The sequence below is a fragment of the Spongiactinospora sp. 9N601 genome (genome assembly GCF_044326295.1).
Classification (GTDB): domain Bacteria; phylum Actinomycetota; class Actinomycetes; order Streptosporangiales; family Streptosporangiaceae; genus Spongiactinospora; species Spongiactinospora gelatinilytica.
The window spans coordinates 379,322-395,471 of the sequence record NZ_JBIRBB010000009.1 but is presented as its reverse complement, the minus strand read 5'-3'; the positions used below and the strand labels follow the sequence as shown (position 1 = coordinate 395,471).

Here is a 16,150-nt window from a genome sequence, read left to right as displayed (position 1 = left end):
CTCTGCCATAGATCGGTTTTCTCCATAGGAGGCGATATGTCCACCACTTTCCGTACCGCGGTCGTCCGCACTCCCGGCGGTCCCGGCTCCATCGAGATCATCGATGTGCCCGTCACCGAGCCGGGACCGGGGCAGGTCCGGGTCCAGATCGCCGGAGCCGCGATCAACCCGGTCGATCTGGGAGTCGTCGCCGGGGCGTTCCACGCGCTCGGGGCGATCAACCAGCCCCACCACACCGGCCTGGGCTGGGACTTCGCCGGTACCGTGACCGCGACCGGCCCCGGCGTCGAGCTGCCGGCCGGCACCCGGGTCGCGGGGGTGGTCGGCGGCGTGGATCGCGACTTCGGCGCCTACGCCGAGCAGGTGGTCGTCCCCGTGGACGACATCGCGCCCGTACCGGACGGCATGGAACTCACCGCGGCGGCCACCGTCCCGCTCAACTCGCTGACCGCGGCCCAGCTCGTCGACCTCCTCGGCGCGGGCGAAGGCCGGAGCCTGCTGGTCACCGGCGCGGCGGGCGCGGTCGGGGGCTACGTCGTCCCGCTCGCCCAAGAGCGCGGCTGGCGGGTCACCGGGCTGGCCAGGGCCCAGGACGAGGAGTTCGTACGCGGCCTCGGCGCGGAGTTCACCACGCGGGCGACCCCCAGGTGGGACGCGGTGGCCGACGCCGCCGCGTTCCAGGACGAGGGCATCGCGCTGGTCCGGGACGGCGGCCTGTTCATCGGGGTGAAGCCGCACACGGTGCCGGCGCGGCAGCGCGGCATCACCGTCCGCGTGGTGTCGGTTCGTCCCGACGGCGCACGGCTCGCCGGGCTGCTCGCCGCCGCCGCGGAGGGCCGCCTCCCGGCGCGGGTACACGCCGTCGTACCGCTCGGCGAGGTCGCCTCCGCCCACCGCGCGGTCGCCAAGGGCGGGGTGCGCGGAAAGTACGTGCTTCAGCCCTAGTGCGTGGCTCCTCCAGCGCCCGGGGCCGTTACACGTCAAACTAGAGGCACTTGGCAGCCTGCGTTCCCGCCCCCTGGACGGAGCTCGTTATGACGATCGGTACGAACGAGGCGAACATCGCGCGCGTCTACGACTACGTTCTCGGCGGTAAGGACAATCTCGCCGCGGACCGGGCCGTGGGCGACGCGATCATGGCCAAGGCGCCCCATGTCCGGATGCTGGCGTGGGAGAACCGACGCTTCCTGGTCCGGTCGGTGCGGCGGCTGGTGGGCCATCATCGGGTCCACCAGTTCCTCGACATCGGCTGCGGCCTGCCGACCCAGGAGAACGTACACGAGGTGGCGCAGGCGCTCGCCCCGCAGGCCAAGGTCGTCTATGTGGACAGCGACCCGGTGGTGATCGCCCACGGGCGCGCCCTGCTCAGCACCAACCCGGGCACCGCCATGGTGGAGGCCGACCTGCGCGACCCCGACCTCATCCTGCGGCGCGCGGCCGAGACCCTGGACTTCGACCGGCCCATCGCGCTCATGATGATCGCGATCCTGCACTTCTTCCCTGACGACACGGGCGTCCACGGCATCGTGCGACGGCTGGTGGACGCCCTGCCCTCCGGGTCGTACCTGGTGATCTCGCACGTCGAACGGCAGCCCCGGCTGGAGAAGATCGTCAAGCAGGACTACGCCGTCCCCGGCGCCCGGCCGGTCTTCCGGGACGACGAGCAGCTCGCCGCGTTCTTCACCGGCACAAGCCCGGTGGAGAAGGTGCAGCCGATCAACCACATCCTCCCGGACACCGCGCGCACTCCGGACGATTCCGCGCCCTTCCCCCACGACAGCGACCCACCGGCACCGATCCCGGTACTGGGCGGCATCGGCCGCAAGCCATAAGACCCACCACCACCGGGACCGGCACCCTCAACCGGCGAGCCCGCCGCAAGCCATAAGACCCACCACCACCGGGACCGGCACCCTCAACCGGCGAGCCCGCCGCAAGCCATAAGACCCACCACACCGGAGCCGACGCCCTCAACCGGCGAGCCCGCCGCAAGCCATAAGACCCACCACACCGGAGCCGGCACCCTCAACCGGCGAGCCCGCCGCAAGCCATAAGACCCACCACCGCCGAGGCCGACGCCCTCAACCGGCGAGCCCGCCGCAAGCCATAAGACCCACCACACCGGAGCCGACGCCCTCAACCGGCGAGCCCGCCGCAAGCCATAAGACCCACCACCGCCGAGGCCGACGCCCTCAACCGGCGAGCCCGCCGCAAGCCGTAAGACCCACCACGTCGGAGCCGACGCCCTCAACCGGCGAGCCCGCCGCAAGCCATAAGACCGACCACCGCCGAGGCCGGCGCCCTCGGCGGGCGGGCCTGCCCGGCGGCGTCGGGCGATCGACCGGCCTGCCGTTGGAGCCGACGGGTGGCCTGGCTCTACGGCGGCTTCGACGGCCGCGACCGCTCGGCCGCCCGTCCGAAGCGCGGCTCCTGCGATGTCGCCAGGGGCGTGTACCTATGTCCGCCGCACGCGGTGTAGTGGACGGCCGGGCCGCCAGAGGTCGATGACCATCTCGTCGCCCTCGATGCGGATGACGACCACCTCGTGGATGTCGGCCGTGAAGAAGTGCGCCCCCTCGAAAGCGTCGGGGGCGATGCCGCGCGCGGTCAGCATCGACGCGATCCGCTCCGGGTCGGTGATCTCGACCGCGCGCCCGGACAGTTTCACGTCACCCACCGTGGTGGCCGGGTCGTCGGCGTCGAGCAGCACCGGCGGGCCGTGCAGCGCGAAGCGCGGGTCGCGCTGCAGGTCGCGGGCCTTCAACGCGCCGGGCATCGACCCGAACCACAGGTCGGCGCCGACGATGTCGGCCTCGATGCCGCTGATCCGCGGCGAACCGTCCTTCCGCAGCGTCGCGATGGTCTTGTGCTTGTGCGACTCGAACGACTCCCGGGTCCGGGCGGCGAACTCCGGCGCCGATTCGGCGAACTCACCCCAGCCGGCCATGCGGCCCCTCCTTCGCGTGATCGTCGTATGTCAGATCCAACCTGTCACAGGGGACCGACAGTTCTGCCTTCCCGGAGGGGCGCGAGCAACATGTGAATAATATTCAGAAACGGCCGGACTCCATCTGATCAGGACATATTTCGAGATGCCGATGCGGCCCGTAATCCGCTTACCAGATGTTTTTGTCAAGGCGCGGACAAACACTTGACAAACCACCCTGATCATCGTGTAACCAATATCAAGACAAGCACCTCCATTTTTCTGATCCACTGATCACTGACGCAGGAGGTTCGATGAGCACCGCCACTACTTCCGGTTCTTGGCCGTCGATGAGCACCACCCCGCCCAACCTCGACGGATTGGGGACCGCGCACGTCACCTGGGGCATTCCCGCAGGCGGCGGCAAGAGCGGCTACGTCTTCCAGGGCGGCGGCGTCCAGGTGCGCACCGACGGCACCGAATTCACGCTGGGCACCTTCACCCACGAGAACTTCCCCATCCAGGCGATGCCGCAGCCGCAGTTCGATGTGGACCTGGCGGTACGGGTGGCCTTCGAGGACGGCACCGAAGCCGACTTCACCTTCCGTTTCCACCACAACGAGACGCCGAACACCGGCCCGGCCCCCGATGACATCGTGGACCTGCCGACGTTCGTCTCCCCGCAGACCGTGACCATCGACGGGGAGCAGTACGGCGTGGTCATCAGCGGGTTCAAGCAGGGCGGGCAGGTCGTCCGGCAGTTCATCAGCCCGGAGAACGGCGCCAACAGCGCCGACGTGGTGGCCATCTTCGCCCACGCCGGGCGGCCCGACGTGCACATCACGACGGTCCGCAACAAGGGCGAGGTGAAGTACACCCAGGCCGACGAGTACGTGGAAATCGTCAACCGGGGCACGGTGGCCGGCAACATCTCCGGCTGGACGCTCGGCGCGGACGACGCCGGCCAGGACTTCGTGTTCCCCCCTGGCACGGTCCTGCAACCGGGGCAGCGCATCCGCGTCTACACCAACGAAGTGCATCCCGAATGGGGTGGCTTCGTCTACGGCAGCAAGCGCCCCATCTGGAACGACAAGGGCGACTCCGCCAAGCTGAAGGACACCGGCGACAACGTCGTCTCGGAGTACGGCTACGGGAGCAAGGCCCCCTGACGGTCGTAAATCAGATAATGCGCTGAGCGGCACAAAAGAGCAAGGCGGCTTTCGGGGAGCCGCCTTGCTCTTCGTGTGCGGGTCAGCTCGCCGGTCAGGCCGCCGTATCACCTTACAGCGCCCTTTCCCGATTGCCGTCCCGGTAGTAATTGCTCTTCGCCTGTGTGATCGCGGTGCCGGAGACCTCCCGCAAAACCGGCGAAAGGTTCACCGAGCCGCCAACCAGGTCGTTCTTCCCGTAAACGACATGTCGTGATGCCGCGTCTTCTCTCCGTCAAGAGCCCTTGGATGTACAGGAGATCCAGATGCGTCTTTCCCGCGCCGCGGCCGGCGTGTTAGGCACCGCCGCCGCCGTCGCCCTGCCCCTGATCGCGGCCCCCGCGCAGGCTGCCGCCGCCGCCCCCGCGGTCCAGGTCGTGAAGGTGTACTACGACTCGCCGGGCGTGGACCGCCGTTCCAACAGCAGCCTGAACGGCGAGTACGTGGTCATCAAGAACGTGACACGGACCATGAGGAAGATCGGCGGCTGGATCGTCCACGACGAGACCGGCTACAAGTACCGGTTCCCGGCGGGAACGGTGATCAAGGGCGGCAAGTCGATCACCATCCGCACCGGAAGCGGCCGGAGCGGCACGTCCACCCACTACTGGGGCCGCAAGCAGTACGTGTGGAACAACGACGCCGACACCGCGACCCTGCGCAGCAACACCGGCAAACTGCTCGACTCCTGTAGCTACGACAGCACCCGCCGGGACTACGTCATCTGCTGAGCCGTTTCTGTCGCCCCCACGAGCTATGCTCACCCCACTCGGCTTCCCCGCCCCACCACCCCGCGCCGCCCACAGACGGACGGCGCGGGGTCGGTCAGTCATTCGGCACCGGCACGAGCACTTCCACGAACTGCGGGTCGTAGACGACCAGGTCGTGCAGCGCCGCCAGCTCCATGATCTTTTCAATGGCGGGGGCGCTCCGCTCCGAGTAGCTCATGCACATGATCACATGATCGATGCCGATGTCCAACGGCGTCGACATCCAGGGGCCGTTCGTGGCATCAGGAGGGTGGTCGGGGAAGTGCGCCCGTAACTCCTCATAGAAGGCGACGATCCGCTCGTCCAGGTCGCCTTCCGCGTGGTCGCCGCCCGACCGGCAACGGTCGAGCATCTGACGAGCCGCCTCGACATCGACGGGCCCGCGCATACCGAGTACGGCGAGGTCGTAGCTCACGAATCAATCATGGCGCCGCGGGGCGGGGCGGGGTGGTCAGGTGGCAGGGGTGGCGTGGGGGTCGGCGGCGCGGGCTTCGGCGACGGTCTTCAGGTCGTGCAGCCAGGCTTCGAGGCCCATGCCGAGGAGCTTGGTGGCGGTGGGGACGTCCGCCTCGACCTGGTCACCGGTCCAGGTCTCCTCGGTACGCACCCGGACACCTCCCTTGACCTTGGTGAAGGTCCACACATGGACGCCCTGGTCGATGCGCACCCCCTTGCCGACCGCCGGGCCGCTCCACGCGATGCAGGCGTCGCGCTGGAGCCGCCGCACGGTGGAGGTGATGCGCAGCGTGGTGGCGGGGGTCGTGGCGGTGGCCGGTGCCGGGGTGGTCCAGCGGAACCGCGAACCCGCCCGCAGCGGGCCGGAGTCCAGGCGTTTCGCGCTGAGCACGGGCGCCTGCCAGGCGGGCCAGCGTTCCACGTCGGCCTGCAACGCGAAGACCGTACGCAGCGGCGCTTTGATCACGACGTCGGCCCCGTACCGGATGCGCGCGGCGGGATCGACGCCCTCCCCCTGGCACCGGAGGCCACGGCCGCCGGCCTGGGCGGCGTTGGCGGCCGGGACACCGGTCGTGAGCAGGCCGGCGACGGCGGCGAGGGAGATCGTGAGGGCGGCGGCGGCGCGCACGCCGGTCCGGGGCCGCCGAGCAGGGGTGGTCGATCGGGCATCGCTGAACATGGGGGTTCCTTTCGTGGGCGGGCCGGGCTGCCTGGTTCAGCGGCGGCCGGAACGGTGAACGGTGACGATGAGCACGGCGGACGCGGCGACGATCAGGGCCGCGAGGCCGGGGTGCATGTCCTTGGACAGGCTGGGCGCGCCGTCGGGCCGGGCCAGCCAGATGGTGAGCGGGATCGCGTACGTCGCGGCGAGGAGCACGGCCGCCGCCCGGACCGCCCGGTCGCGGACGCGGACGAGCGCGCCGACCAGCGCGACCGCGACCGGGACGCTCGCCAGCATGGCGAACTGCCCGACGATCATTACGGGGACCGCCCAGGAGGCGATCGTCACCGCGAGCGGCGTGGCCCGGCTCGCGGGGGTGAGCGGTATGGGTGTGGTGGTCATGGCGTTCCCTTCGGCCGGCTCTTCCGGATTCCTGAACGCATGCCCTAGAAGCTCATGCGTTCGTTAGAAGTTATAACTGCAACAGCACGAGCGAGTCAATAAGGTTTGCGATACCTTCTAACTATCCCTTCAAGGCGTAGCGATGGTCGCGCTCGATCTCGATCAGGCGCTGCGGGTAGATCACGCGCAGCAGGGGCCCGGCCATCGCGGTTGTCACAACGGCCATCACCACCATGATCGAATAGAGCTGCCGGTCCAGCACCCCGAGCCGCAGCCCGACGCTCAGGATGATCAGCTCGGTCAGCCCGCGGGTGTTCATCAGCGTGGCCAGCGCCGCGGACTGCCTGACCGGCAGCCGGTGCAGCCGGGCCCCGGCGAACGCGCCGCCGAACTTCCCGGCGATCGCGACCAGCAGTACCAGCAGGAGTTCCACCAGCCCGGCCGTACCGATCCCCGACAGGTCCACGTTGAGCCCGGCGACGACGAAGAACACCGGCAACAGCAGCGTGGCGTTGAACTCCCCCACCCGCGCGAAGATCTCCTCGCGCAGCCGCTCGGTACCGTCCCTCGGGACCACGGCCCCGAACAGGAACGCGCCGAACAGGAAGTGCAGCCCGATCCACTCGGTGACCGCCCCGGAGACGAGCACGCCCGCCAGCGTGACGGTCAGCGGGACCGGCCCGCGCGAGGACGTCGCGGCGAGGAACCGGCGCAGCAGCGGCCGTACGCCCCAGAACATCAGCGCCGCGTACACCGGAAGCAGCGTGATCAGCCACAGCTCCCCACCGCCGCCGCCGGACAGCACCACCACCACGACCAGCAGCGACCACGCCAGCACGTCGCCGATCGCGGCGCAGGTGAGCGCGAGCCCGCCCAGCTCGGTCCGGTGCATCCGCCGGTCGGTCAAGATCCGCGCCAGCACCGGGAACGCCGTGACCGCCATGGCCGCGCCGATGAACAGTACGAACCCCGCTTCGTTCCCGCCGGGCTGATGGCGGGACAGCCCCAGCGCGGCCAGCGCCGCGCCCAGGGTGAACGGGACCAGGAGGGAACTCAGCGAGACCGTCACCGCGACCGGGCCCCGGCCGCGGAGCAGGGTCCGATCCAGCTCCAGCCCGACCACGAACATGAACATCGCCACACCGACGTTGCCCAGCGCCGCCAGAAACGGCCTGATGTCGCCGGGGAACACGGCCTCCGAGAAGCCCGCCCCGAACAGGCTGGGCCCGACGAGTACGCCGGCCAGCACCTCACCGATCACCGGCGGCTGCCCCAGCCGCTCCGCGACCGCCCCGAGCGACCGGGCCACGCCGATGATCAGGGCAAGGTCGAGCAGGAGAAGAACGACCTGCCGGCTCGTCACCCTCCGGCCTCGCCCCGGACGCCCGGGGTGCCGGAGTCCCCCTGGCCGACCGCCTCGTCCTCGACCGGGTGAACCTGCGGCCGACCGCCCGGGACGTGGTCGACGCGCGGCGGCCTGTCGCTCACCTGCTCACTCATGGCGCTCCTCGGTGGTTCGACCAGGGTCGTTGTGGGCGATACGCGCGACAGGGCCTTCGGTAATGGCCTCAGGGTCGCCGACCATCCGTACGCCTGGCCAGGTCCGCGGCCACGGCGGCGCCGACTTATGTGATATCCGTCGCCCATTTGATGGGCTCCCAGCAGCCGCGCGTCCCTGACCACCGGCCGGACGCGTCCGGCGTGAGATCCTGCAACGCATATGTGACGGTACGGCTGCCGGCGACGACAGCGACCCGTCATCGACCAGCGCCCCTACTGCCGCGAACCCGATTCCACCACGGCAATGCGCGTTTTATCAGTCGTCATCGGGTAGACCATCGCCGGACGATTCGGATGCCTTTCAAGTCCGGCTTCCTGGTGGAGGCAGGTATGATCGGCACTGCTTTCGGCATTGTGCTGCGCCCGCTCACCGTGCCGGGCACAATATCCGGTGACGGATCAATCAGCACGCGTCGCGCAAAGGGTGCCCATCTCGCCAATGCTCAGAAAATCAGGCAACACCGCCCGGCCTGCCGACGCCGCTTCGGCGAGCGCGGCGGAGCCGGACGAAGCAAGCGAGCCGAGCGAACCGAGCGAGCCGGGTGCCCCACGGTCCGTCGGCAGCCGTTTCGAATCCTGGACGAGACATAACCTTTTCGTCGTCATCGTCGTCTTCGCCGCCCTCCTCCTGTCGTCGGTGATCACGATCGGCTCATCGTTCAACGGCGTCCGCGAGTGGTACACGGAGACCTTCAACTGGCGGGAGAGCGAGTACGCCAAGCTCACCGGACTACAGGCGGGCTTCAGCATGGAGATGTTCAGGAAGAGGCTCGGCGACCCGATCTTCCGGACCATCGTCCCGGAATCGAAGCGCAGGCTCACTCAGAGCACTTTCGCCGGACGGGGCTACTGGGCGCACATCATCTCCGATGAGACGGACGTGGTACTCGCCTATTCCGTCACCTCCTGCGCCCGGGACTTCCAGCCCACCTTCACGACAAAGACCTCACCGCCGAGCACGATAACGCTGAACAAAACCCCTTTCCCCGCCATCCAGGTAAACGCTGAGGCGACGACGGAGTCCTTCATCGCCGGCGCGACCGCGAACAGCTACGTGTATCAGTTCCTCTATCAAGGCAACCCGTCCGGCTACAAAACCTACGGATGGGGCCTGAACGACGCATGCCCGTGGCACCCGGCCAAGGGTGAGCGCGATCTGCTGAACGACTGGACCAACTGGAGAATCAGCCCGGAAGGTGAAGAATTCGAGCAGAAGGAGCAGAAGAAGGACCCCGGCCCCAAAATGCGGGAACTGCTGGCCGCGTCCACCGTCAACACCTATATGGAAACGTCGCCGTACGCCGGGGGGAACGATCAGGCCATCAAGGAGCTGTACCCGGCACAGCTCGGCGTGGACCGGGTGACCGTGCGCACCTACCCCCTGCCGGACGCCGGCGACTGACCCAAGCCGGCCCGCCGGGATCAGTCCTCGATGGTGATCCCCATCGCCCCGGCCAGGGCGTACACGAGGCCCTGGGCGTCCCGGCCGCCGATGGTCGCGCCCCGGAAGCTGCCCACGCCCCGGACCCCGAGCAGGACGCAGTCGCTGAATTTCGTCTGGTTCATCCGCGCGTTGGAGAACTCCGCCCCGCTCAGATCACACCCCTCGAACCGCACGTTGGCCAGCTCGGCGTCCTGGAAATCCGCCTCCACCAGGGCGCAGTCACGGAAGACGACGTGCTTGAAGGTCGAGAACCTGAACCCGGCCAGCTCCGCCCGGCAGGTGTCGAACACGACTTCGCGAAAAGTGCTCTCCGTCCAGGCCGTACCGGTCATCCGGCTGTCCTGCACGCGGGCCCGGTGCATCCCCGACACGCCGGCCTTCAGGTTCGACACATCGCACTGGACCAGTTCCACATCACTGAACCCGGCCTGCCTCATCCGCCCGCCCGCCAGCTTCGTGCCGACGAACCTGCACCCCTCGAAGTCGGCCCCCTCCACCCGCCGGGCCGACAGGTCCAGATTCCGGAACTCCAGCGACCGGTAGCCGCCGTCGTCTTCCAGGTCGTGTTCGGGAAGGTGGGCGACGGTGAGCGAGGCGGCGAGCCGGGGAGCGGCCGGTTCCCGCATCCGCTTGGACGTGGCGCGCTGAGTAGGTCGGGGCATAGCGGCAACCCTACGACCGGTCCGCCGTCCGGTGGCCGCGATGCCCGCATGCGATCCCGGGAAAACGGGGCCTACTCGTTGGGGTTCTCCAGCCGGAAGAAGTTGCTGGGCTTGCCGTCTTTGAGGTGCTCCTGGTAGATGAACCGCAGGCCGCGCTCGTCGAAGGTACGGAACCATTCGTCCCAGTCCAGGTGCTTGAGCCGCTGGCCGCCGTACCCGGGGAAGTCCAGACGCAGTACGCCCGGCCGGCCGTCACGCTCGGTGCCGGGCACCGTGGCGGGCTCCGCGCCGCGTTCCCTCGCCCAATTGCTGATCACGTCGTGCTCGGTGGTGACGAGGGTCTCTCCCGGGTGATTCTCGTGCTCCTTGGTCGACCTGATCTCATGTCGCTGGGCCATCGTGAACTCCTTTCCCCTCCCCGTTCCCCTACCGTGCTTTCGCTGCGCCGCACCTCCGGCCGGCGGCAAATGTTGCCCAAACCCGGCTTCGTCGAGAAGCGCCCTGGCCGCGTCCTGAAGATCGCGCTCATAGCGAGCACCGTCATCCGATTCCTCGCGGTAGTAGGCCAGATGAGCGAATTCATATTCCGGCCGCGTCATCCAGACCTCACCGCACGGCACTTCACGAGCGACCTCCGCGACCGCCGCCCCACCGGCGACCAGCCCTTCCGCCAGCCCACGCAGCACCCACCGGACCGCTTCCCGCTCCCCGGGCACCTCAATGCCCAATTCCGCGAGCGCGGCCCGATACAGCTCACAGATCTCCGCCGAATCCGAGCGCCGGTTCAGCCCGGCCAGTTCCCGCAACGACGGCGAATCGACGCCCCGGGCCAACGCCTCGGCCGCGACGGCGGGCACATCTTCGGGAAACGACCCCCCGGCGGCATACCGCCACACGAAACCCCGGAAAACGTCCACCCCACCACTCTGCCCGCCACTACCGGCGGATCGTCGTGGGATCGCCGCCCCGTGCGCGATTGAGCCGGTTCAGGCAGCGCGCCAGCACCAGCCCGTACACGACATGGCCGGCCGCCATCACCACCGGCCGGCCCGGACGGTCGCCGGAGATCGGGGGGAGGATGCCGAGCTTCGGTACCCATCCCTGGTAGCTCACGAGCCAGATGCCGAGGGCGTACGCGAGCGCGGGCAGGACCGGCGCGGGTCGCCCCCGGCAGAACAGCCCGTACAGCGCGCCACAGGACGCGCCGAAACCGGCGTGCGCGAGCATCCCGACGACCCGCTCCCCCCGCTTCGGGGAATGCCGATCACCCGCCATCGCGGCCCGGGCGATCCGCTTGGGCGGCTGGTCCCCCATCAGCCCGGCCCGGCCCCCCGCCAGCATCAACACACTCATCGCCCCCGTCGCGACCAACCCACCCACCGCCCCCTTCGCCGCCACCCCCACAAACCACCTCATGCTCGCGCGGAGTACCCACAGACCGCCACACCAATCCCCGCCCACGCCCCCGCTCAGGGGCAGGGTCAGGGTCAGGGTCGGTCAGCCTTCGGGGTAGAAGAGGAAGAGGGTGCAGCCCGTTGTGGTCTGGGGGATGTGGGAGGAGCCGGTCGGGGCGTGAATGAAGGTGCCGGGCGGGTAGTCGCGGGTGCCGTCGTTGAAGGTGCCGGAGAGGACGAAGACCTCCTCGGGGCCCGGGGTGTGGACGTCCACTCCCTGCCAGTGCGTGTTCGGGTCCATTTCCAGGACGTGGGCGTGGGCGCCGTTGTCGCCCTTCCACAGGGAGCGCAGGCGGATGCCGGGGAAGAGTTCGCGGGACGGGGCGTCGGAGGCGGTGGCCCACGCGTAGCCGGGGAAGTCGGGTTGTGTCGTCATGGGACCAGCGTGGCGGGCGGGGGCGGGTGGGCCGAGTGTCTGGAATGACATCGTGCGGTACTTTCCTGCCATGCATCGCGTGACCGCGCTGGTCCGCCCGGCGCAATCGACCTTCGAGCTGGCCTTCGCGTCCCAGGTGTTCGGGGTCGAGCGGCCGGGGCTCGTGACGCGGTACGTCTTCGGCGTGTGCGCCGAGCGTCCCGGGGCGGTTTCGACGCGGGCCGGGTACGGCCTGTACGTGGCGGACGGGCTGGACGCGCTCGACCGGGCGGACACCGTGATCGTGCCGAGCTGGCTGCCCACGGACGAGGCGCCCTCGGCCGCGGTCGCCGGGGCGCTGCGCCGCGCGCATGCTCGGGGGGCGCGGGTGGTCAGCATCTGTTCCGGGGCGTTCGCGCTGGCGTACGCCGGCCTGCTGGACGGACGGCGGGCCACCACGCACTGGGCGCTGACGGACGAGCTGGCCGCGCGCTTCCCGCACGTCCAGGTGGACCCGGACGTGCTGTACGTCGACCATGGCGACCTCGCCACCAGCGCCGGCGCCGGGGCGGGCCTCGACCTGTGCATCCACCTCGTGCGCAGGGACCAGGGGGCGCGGTACGCGGCGCACATCGCGCGGACCATGGTCATGCCGCCGCACCGCGAGGGCGGGCAGGCGCAGTACGCGACGCCGCCGCACCCCCGGCAGATCGACGGCACGCTAGCGCCGCTGCTGGAGTGGATCACCGGGCGGCTCGGCGAGCAGGTGACCGTCGGGGCCATGGCCGCGCACGCGGGCCTCTCGGAGCGCACCCTGGCCCGGCGGTTCGCCGACCAGCTCGGTACCAGCCCCGGGCAGTGGCTGCTCGCCCAGCGGATCGCCACGGCGCGGGACCTGCTGGAGTCGTCCGATCTGCCGTTGGACGCCATCGCCCGGCGCGTCGGCCTCTCCTCGGCCACCAACCTGCGCAGACGCTTCCTCACCGCCCTGGGCACGACCCCCGGCGCCTACCGCCGATCATTCCGGGCCAGGCCGTGAGGCCGCTTCAGCGGTCGCCTTCCGGTAGCCGCAACCACTGGTCCGGCGGGCCAGACACGGCCCGCGCGTCGACCGGCCGCAGGCCCGCCGCGGCGCAGGAGTACGCCAGGGCCTCGCCCTGGTAAAGGAACTCGGTGAGGATCTGCTCGGCCGTCAGGTGTCCCCCGGGGTTGCCGCCGCCGGGAGTCGTGTCGGAGTCCACGACGACGCCGTCGCGAGCCACCGTGCCCTGATTGCCGCTTTTGGGGTTGTCCGCCATGGCGTAGCAGATCGTGCCCACGACCTCGCCTGGACGGACCTCTAAAGATTTGCGAGGGTCTCCAATTCCGCGCACTCTTCCTGGTAACTGGTGGCGAGGCACTCCCGGACCTCGATCTTGAAGTACCGATCGCGGCTGATACCGCTCAGACCGGTGATATGCACGGTCGTCTTACACGGTTTGCTCAGGGTGTGGAAACTCTCCCAGTCGTCATTCCCAGAACCGCCGCCTGGCTGGCGGAAGACGAACTGGAGTAGTGCCGCGCGTTTGTCGCCGCAGCGGGTGTCCTTGACATATCCGGTGATGGAGACGCTGGCCGGTCGCCAGTGAACTTCTCCCTGGGCGTGTACGCCGGTCTTTCCGGTCGTACTCCAGAAGGTGACGGCATGTGCCGTACCAGGCAGCACGACGACCAGCGCGCTCGCCAGTGCGATCACGAATGACGCGGCGGCGGAGGTTCTGATGTGCCTTTGCAGGAGGGGGCTCCTCAGCGGGGGGCGGTGACCAGGGTGAGCTGGAAGGCGGTCAGGGCCCCTTTGATGGGCTGGAAGTAGGTGGTGCCGCCGGTGGCGCAGTTGCCGGAGCCGCCGGAGAGTACGCCCTGGGCCTGGTCACCGGAGACGAACGGGGCGCCGGATGAGCCGGGCTCGCTGCACACGGAGGTGCGGGTGAGGCCGGTGACGGTGCCCTCGGGGTAGGTGACGCTGGTGTTGAGCTGCTGAATCACGCCGCAGCGCCAGCCGCTGACCGGGCTGTAGCTGCACACCGACGCGCCCGCGTAGGACTCCGTGGCGCCCCGGATCGGGGACTGCCCGCTGGGGCCGCCCTTGATGTAGCCGATGGCGTTCCAGCCCGGGTAGAGCGACGCCCAGGCGTAGTCGTTGCGGGGGAAGGACGCCGACTCGAACTTGCCGATCGCCGGGCCGCCCGGGTGGGTGCGGACCAGGGCGCCATTGGCTCCGCAGTGGCCGGCGGTGACGAAGCCCTGCTTGGCGCCCTGCCGTACCGAGAAGCCGACCAGGCAGCGGCCCTTGCCGTCCACGTAGATCTCGTCGCCGCCGCGGATGTCGGCGTACGGGGCGGGCCGCTCGGCGCTGCGCTCCACGCGTACGGCGGAGGCGTCCACGCCGCTGCCACGTACGAACGCCTCGGCCGCGGCCGGGTCGGCGGCGAGTACGACGACGCTGTTGGTCACCACGTCCACGTACCAGGCCGCGACCTTCTCCCGGCCGTCGGCCACGTCCAGCGCGGCCTTGATCGCGTCGAGCCGGGCCAGCGGGCGGGCCACCACCTTGGGCTGAGCGCCGCGCGCGGCGATGGCGGGCACGTCGCCCGCGTGGGTCGTGGCCACCACCAGCGTCCCGGACGGCGTCAGCCACGAACCGCCGAACCGGTCCCCCAGCCCGCCGCGCAACGCCGGCTCGATGTCCCTGGCCCGCTGCTCGTTGATCACCCGGTCGGACGCCTGCGCCGCGCTCAGCCCGAGATCGCGCCGCAACGCGTCGATCAGGCCGGGCGCCGGCTGCGCCGAGGCGGGGGCGGGGGCGGCGCTGAGCGCGAGCACGCCGACCGCGAGCACCGCGCCCGCGATCGACAGAGGGGTTCGGGGCATGGCGGTCTCCTCCCGTGGCCGTGCCGTAACGTTAAGGCGGGGCACGGCGAAAAGGAGCTACCAATTACGTTATCTCGCGATGATATGACCGCGCCGCCGAAACAAAGACGAGGAAATTGAAAACAGTCGAGGTGATGCTCGGCGGCCTGTCGAAGATGATCGACATGTGCGCCGCCCTCGCCGGGCGAGTACGCAGGCGGATGATAAGCCACCCGTTCACGACCGCGCCGATCGGCGGCGCCTGCTATTTCGGCATCTGGATACTCGCGGGATGGATGAGCGCGGCCTTCAGCGCGATTCTGTGGGGCCGCACCGCACAGTTGGCAAACCTGCGCCGCCGACGACGAAACGGCGATTAGTCGCTGGTGGGGGCGGTGAGGCCATGGGGTGAGTCATGCGCGTGTCGACTACGGCGCGGGCGACAGTGGCGGCGTCCTCGGAAGGGCGTACCGGGCAGGCGGCAAACCTGCACCGTCGCAGACGAAACGGCGATTAGCCGAGAGTGGGGGCGGTGAGGCCGTGGGGGTGGGTCATGCGCGTGTCGACTACGGCGCGGGCTAGGGTGGCGGATTCTTCGTCGGAGTAGCGGCGGGCGCCCTCTGCCGTGGCGACGGTCAGGACAGGGTAGATGTTTCTGAAGGTGTCGGGGCCGCCGGTGGCGGTGTCGTCGTCGGCCGCGTCGTACAGGGCCTCGACGCATACCCGGGCCAGCTCGGCCTCGGTGAGGTCGGGCCGGTAGAGCTTCTTCAGAGCGCCGCGGGCGAAGACGGAGCCTGAGCCGAGGGCGTGGAACTCGCGTTCCTCGTACGGGCCGCCGCCGACGTCGTAGCTGAAGATACGGCCGCGGCCCTCGGACTCGTCGTAGGCCGCGTACAGCGGCAGGGCGACCATGCCCAGCGCCGCGGCCGGGAGGTTGGCCCGGACCATCGAGGCGAGCCGGTTGGCCTTGCCGTTCGTGGACAGCGTGCGGCCCTGCACCTTCTCGTAGTGCTGCAACTCGAAGCGGAACAACCGGATCAGCTCCACCGCCATGCCGACCGCCCCCGCGTAGGCGATCAGCGAGAACTCGTCCGCCACCGCGACCTTCTCCAGCTCCCGGTTGACGATCATGTTGCCGGCCGTCGCGCGGCGGTCGCCCGCCATGACCACGCCGCCGGGAAAGGCGGCGGCCAGGACGGTCGTGCCGTGCGGGATCTCCAGGGCCTCGCCGGACGGCTCGTCAACGCGGTTCCATGGCAGCAGCCCGGCCCGATGGGACTCCATCAGGTCGAGGAACGAGGACGTGTGGTGGGAGAAGAACGACGGCTCTTCCACTCCAGGACCCATCATCACAAGCGCACTC

General features: G+C 69.6%; 22 protein-coding genes. 7 read left to right on the top strand and 15 right to left on the bottom strand.

Annotated features, from left to right (window positions below):
- The first annotated feature begins 36 nt into the window (after window positions 1–36).
- Together ACH34R_RS23885 and ACH34R_RS23880 are read left to right on the top strand one after the other, a co-directional pair.
- On the top strand, window positions 37–945 hold the full coding sequence (locus ACH34R_RS23885; RefSeq protein ID WP_397563731.1) for an NADP-dependent oxidoreductase: 909 nt from the start codon (window positions 37–39) through the stop codon (window positions 943–945).
- A gap of 89 nt (window positions 946–1,034) precedes the next feature.
- Window positions 1,035–1,832: an SAM-dependent methyltransferase gene (locus ACH34R_RS23880; protein WP_397563730.1), complete on the top strand. Its 798-nt coding sequence runs from the start codon at window positions 1,035–1,037 to the stop codon at window positions 1,830–1,832.
- Between the two features lie 623 nt (window positions 1,833–2,455).
- Here the strand turns inward: ACH34R_RS23880 and ACH34R_RS23875 are convergent.
- The gene (locus ACH34R_RS23875) at window positions 2,456–2,947 is read right to left on the bottom strand and encodes a pyridoxamine 5'-phosphate oxidase family protein (RefSeq protein WP_397563729.1); all 492 of its coding nucleotides are present in this window, start codon (window positions 2,945–2,947) and stop codon (window positions 2,456–2,458) included.
- 293 nt (window positions 2,948–3,240) lie between these two features.
- Between ACH34R_RS23875 and ACH34R_RS23870 the strand changes: the two genes are divergently transcribed.
- Both ACH34R_RS23870 and ACH34R_RS23865 read left to right on the top strand, forming a co-directional pair.
- Window positions 3,241–4,095: a choice-of-anchor K domain-containing protein gene (locus ACH34R_RS23870; protein ID WP_397563728.1), complete on the top strand. Its 855-nt coding sequence runs from the start codon at window positions 3,241–3,243 to the stop codon at window positions 4,093–4,095.
- A gap of 305 nt (window positions 4,096–4,400) precedes the next feature.
- A complete protein-coding gene (locus tag ACH34R_RS23865) occupies window positions 4,401–4,865 on the top strand; it encodes a lamin tail domain-containing protein (RefSeq protein ID WP_397563727.1) in 465 nt (154 codons plus the stop codon).
- 94 nt (window positions 4,866–4,959) lie between these two features.
- Here the strand turns inward: ACH34R_RS23865 and ACH34R_RS23860 are convergent, their stop codons facing one another.
- The 6 genes from ACH34R_RS23860 to ACH34R_RS23835 all read right to left on the bottom strand — a co-directional run bounded on the left by ACH34R_RS23860 (window position 4,960) and on the right by ACH34R_RS23835 (window position 8,628).
- Complete coding sequence (locus tag ACH34R_RS23860) at window positions 4,960–5,319, bottom strand: hypothetical protein (protein ID WP_397563726.1); 360 nt, start codon at window positions 5,317–5,319, stop codon at window positions 4,960–4,962.
- Between the two features lie 36 nt (window positions 5,320–5,355).
- The gene (locus tag ACH34R_RS23855; RefSeq protein WP_397563725.1) at window positions 5,356–6,039 is read right to left on the bottom strand and encodes an SRPBCC family protein; all 684 of its coding nucleotides are present in this window, start codon (window positions 6,037–6,039) and stop codon (window positions 5,356–5,358) included.
- A 36-nt stretch (window positions 6,040–6,075) separates the two neighbouring features.
- Entirely contained in the window at window positions 6,076–6,423 is a 348-nt protein-coding gene (locus ACH34R_RS23850) for a hypothetical protein (RefSeq protein ID WP_397563724.1), read from the bottom strand.
- A gap of 121 nt (window positions 6,424–6,544) precedes the next feature.
- On the bottom strand, window positions 6,545–7,786 hold the full coding sequence (locus ACH34R_RS23845) for a cation:proton antiporter (protein WP_397563723.1): 1,242 nt from the start codon (window positions 7,784–7,786) through the stop codon (window positions 6,545–6,547).
- The gene (locus tag ACH34R_RS23840) at window positions 7,783–7,923 is read right to left on the bottom strand and encodes a hypothetical protein (RefSeq protein ID WP_397563722.1); all 141 of its coding nucleotides are present in this window, start codon (window positions 7,921–7,923) and stop codon (window positions 7,783–7,785) included. The genes ACH34R_RS23845 and ACH34R_RS23840 overlap by 4 nt, the downstream gene beginning before the upstream one ends.
- A gap of 459 nt (window positions 7,924–8,382) precedes the next feature.
- On the bottom strand, window positions 8,383–8,628 hold the full coding sequence (locus tag ACH34R_RS23835; protein ID WP_397563721.1) for a hypothetical protein: 246 nt from the start codon (window positions 8,626–8,628) through the stop codon (window positions 8,383–8,385).
- On the opposite strand from ACH34R_RS23835, the gene ACH34R_RS23830 reads away from it, so the two are divergent.
- On the top strand, window positions 8,621–9,385 hold the full coding sequence (locus ACH34R_RS23830) for an ETEC_3214 domain-containing protein (RefSeq protein ID WP_397563720.1): 765 nt from the start codon (window positions 8,621–8,623) through the stop codon (window positions 9,383–9,385). The genes ACH34R_RS23835 and ACH34R_RS23830 overlap by 8 nt on opposite strands.
- A 20-nt stretch (window positions 9,386–9,405) precedes the next feature.
- Here ACH34R_RS23830 and ACH34R_RS23825 read toward each other — a convergent pair whose 3' ends face one another.
- The 4 genes from ACH34R_RS23825 to ACH34R_RS23810 all read right to left on the bottom strand — a co-directional run bounded on the left by ACH34R_RS23825 (window position 9,406) and on the right by ACH34R_RS23810 (window position 11,919).
- Window positions 9,406–10,089 (bottom strand): pentapeptide repeat-containing protein, encoded by a 684-nt coding sequence (locus tag ACH34R_RS23825; RefSeq protein WP_397563719.1) that lies wholly within the window; start codon window positions 10,087–10,089, stop codon window positions 9,406–9,408.
- Window positions 10,090–10,160: 71 nt separating this feature from the next.
- A complete protein-coding gene (locus ACH34R_RS23820; protein WP_397563718.1) occupies window positions 10,161–11,006 on the bottom strand; it encodes a hypothetical protein in 846 nt (281 codons plus the stop codon).
- A 19-nt stretch (window positions 11,007–11,025) separates the two neighbouring features.
- Window positions 11,026–11,505, bottom strand: coding sequence for a DUF6789 family protein (locus tag ACH34R_RS23815; protein ID WP_397563717.1), 480 nt, complete (start codon window positions 11,503–11,505; stop codon window positions 11,026–11,028).
- A gap of 81 nt (window positions 11,506–11,586) precedes the next feature.
- Window positions 11,587–11,919, bottom strand: a complete 333-nt coding sequence (locus tag ACH34R_RS23810; protein ID WP_397563716.1) for a cupin domain-containing protein — start codon at window positions 11,917–11,919, stop codon at window positions 11,587–11,589.
- 70 nt (window positions 11,920–11,989) lie between these two features.
- Here ACH34R_RS23810 and ACH34R_RS23805 point away from each other — a divergent pair, with 70 nt between their 5' ends.
- Window positions 11,990–12,937, top strand: coding sequence for a helix-turn-helix domain-containing protein (locus ACH34R_RS23805; RefSeq protein ID WP_397563715.1), 948 nt, complete (start codon window positions 11,990–11,992; stop codon window positions 12,935–12,937).
- A 7-nt stretch (window positions 12,938–12,944) separates the two neighbouring features.
- On the opposite strand, the gene ACH34R_RS23800 is transcribed toward ACH34R_RS23805, so the two are convergent.
- From ACH34R_RS23800 to ACH34R_RS23790, 3 genes are read right to left on the bottom strand one after another with little or no spacing between them, the layout of a single operon-like run.
- On the bottom strand, window positions 12,945–13,217 hold the full coding sequence (locus tag ACH34R_RS23800; protein ID WP_397563714.1) for a hypothetical protein: 273 nt from the start codon (window positions 13,215–13,217) through the stop codon (window positions 12,945–12,947).
- Between the two features lie 20 nt (window positions 13,218–13,237).
- Window positions 13,238–13,633, bottom strand: a complete 396-nt coding sequence (locus ACH34R_RS23795; RefSeq protein WP_397563713.1) for a hypothetical protein — start codon at window positions 13,631–13,633, stop codon at window positions 13,238–13,240.
- Window positions 13,634–13,683: 50 nt separating this feature from the next.
- Complete coding sequence (locus ACH34R_RS23790) at window positions 13,684–14,808, bottom strand: S1 family peptidase (protein ID WP_397563712.1); 1,125 nt, start codon at window positions 14,806–14,808, stop codon at window positions 13,684–13,686.
- Between the two features lie 134 nt (window positions 14,809–14,942).
- Here ACH34R_RS23790 and ACH34R_RS23785 point away from each other — a divergent pair, with 134 nt between their 5' ends.
- The gene (locus ACH34R_RS23785; RefSeq protein ID WP_397563711.1) at window positions 14,943–15,167 is read left to right on the top strand and encodes a hypothetical protein; all 225 of its coding nucleotides are present in this window, start codon (window positions 14,943–14,945) and stop codon (window positions 15,165–15,167) included.
- Between the two features lie 133 nt (window positions 15,168–15,300).
- Here ACH34R_RS23785 and prcB read toward each other — a convergent pair whose 3' ends face one another.
- Entirely contained in the window at window positions 15,301–16,137 is an 837-nt protein-coding gene (gene prcB / locus ACH34R_RS23780; RefSeq protein ID WP_397563710.1) for a proteasome subunit beta, read from the bottom strand.
- Window positions 16,138–16,150: the final 13 nt, after the last annotated feature.

What these genes read in the sequence shown, in the direction of transcription:
- ACH34R_RS23885 (WP_397563731.1), top strand. Translation starts at nt 37, where the DNA reads ATGTCCACCACTTTCCGTACCGCGGTCGTCCGCACTCCCGGCGGTCCC.
- ACH34R_RS23880 (WP_397563730.1), top strand. Translation starts at nt 1,035, where the DNA reads ATGACGATCGGTACGAACGAGGCGAACATCGCGCGCGTCTACGACTAC.
- ACH34R_RS23875 (WP_397563729.1), bottom strand. Translation starts at nt 2,947, where the DNA reads ATGGCCGGCTGGGGTGAGTTCGCCGAATCGGCGCCGGAGTTCGCCGCC.
- ACH34R_RS23870 (WP_397563728.1), top strand. Translation starts at nt 3,241, where the DNA reads ATGAGCACCGCCACTACTTCCGGTTCTTGGCCGTCGATGAGCACCACC.
- ACH34R_RS23865 (WP_397563727.1), top strand. Translation starts at nt 4,401, where the DNA reads ATGCGTCTTTCCCGCGCCGCGGCCGGCGTGTTAGGCACCGCCGCCGCC.
- ACH34R_RS23855 (WP_397563725.1), bottom strand. Translation starts at nt 6,039, where the DNA reads ATGTTCAGCGATGCCCGATCGACCACCCCTGCTCGGCGGCCCCGGACC.
- ACH34R_RS23850 (WP_397563724.1), bottom strand. Translation starts at nt 6,423, where the DNA reads ATGACCACCACACCCATACCGCTCACCCCCGCGAGCCGGGCCACGCCG.
- ACH34R_RS23840 (WP_397563722.1), bottom strand. Translation starts at nt 7,923, where the DNA reads ATGAGTGAGCAGGTGAGCGACAGGCCGCCGCGCGTCGACCACGTCCCG.
- ACH34R_RS23825 (WP_397563719.1), bottom strand. Translation starts at nt 10,089, where the DNA reads ATGCCCCGACCTACTCAGCGCGCCACGTCCAAGCGGATGCGGGAACCG.
- ACH34R_RS23815 (WP_397563717.1), bottom strand. Translation starts at nt 11,505, where the DNA reads ATGAGGTGGTTTGTGGGGGTGGCGGCGAAGGGGGCGGTGGGTGGGTTG.
- ACH34R_RS23810 (WP_397563716.1), bottom strand. Translation starts at nt 11,919, where the DNA reads ATGACGACACAACCCGACTTCCCCGGCTACGCGTGGGCCACCGCCTCC.
- ACH34R_RS23805 (WP_397563715.1), top strand. Translation starts at nt 11,990, where the DNA reads ATGCATCGCGTGACCGCGCTGGTCCGCCCGGCGCAATCGACCTTCGAG.
- ACH34R_RS23790 (WP_397563712.1), bottom strand. Translation starts at nt 14,808, where the DNA reads ATGCCCCGAACCCCTCTGTCGATCGCGGGCGCGGTGCTCGCGGTCGGC.
- ACH34R_RS23785 (WP_397563711.1), top strand. Translation starts at nt 14,943, where the DNA reads ATGCTCGGCGGCCTGTCGAAGATGATCGACATGTGCGCCGCCCTCGCC.
- prcB (WP_397563710.1), bottom strand. Translation starts at nt 16,137, where the DNA reads ATGATGGGTCCTGGAGTGGAAGAGCCGTCGTTCTTCTCCCACCACACG.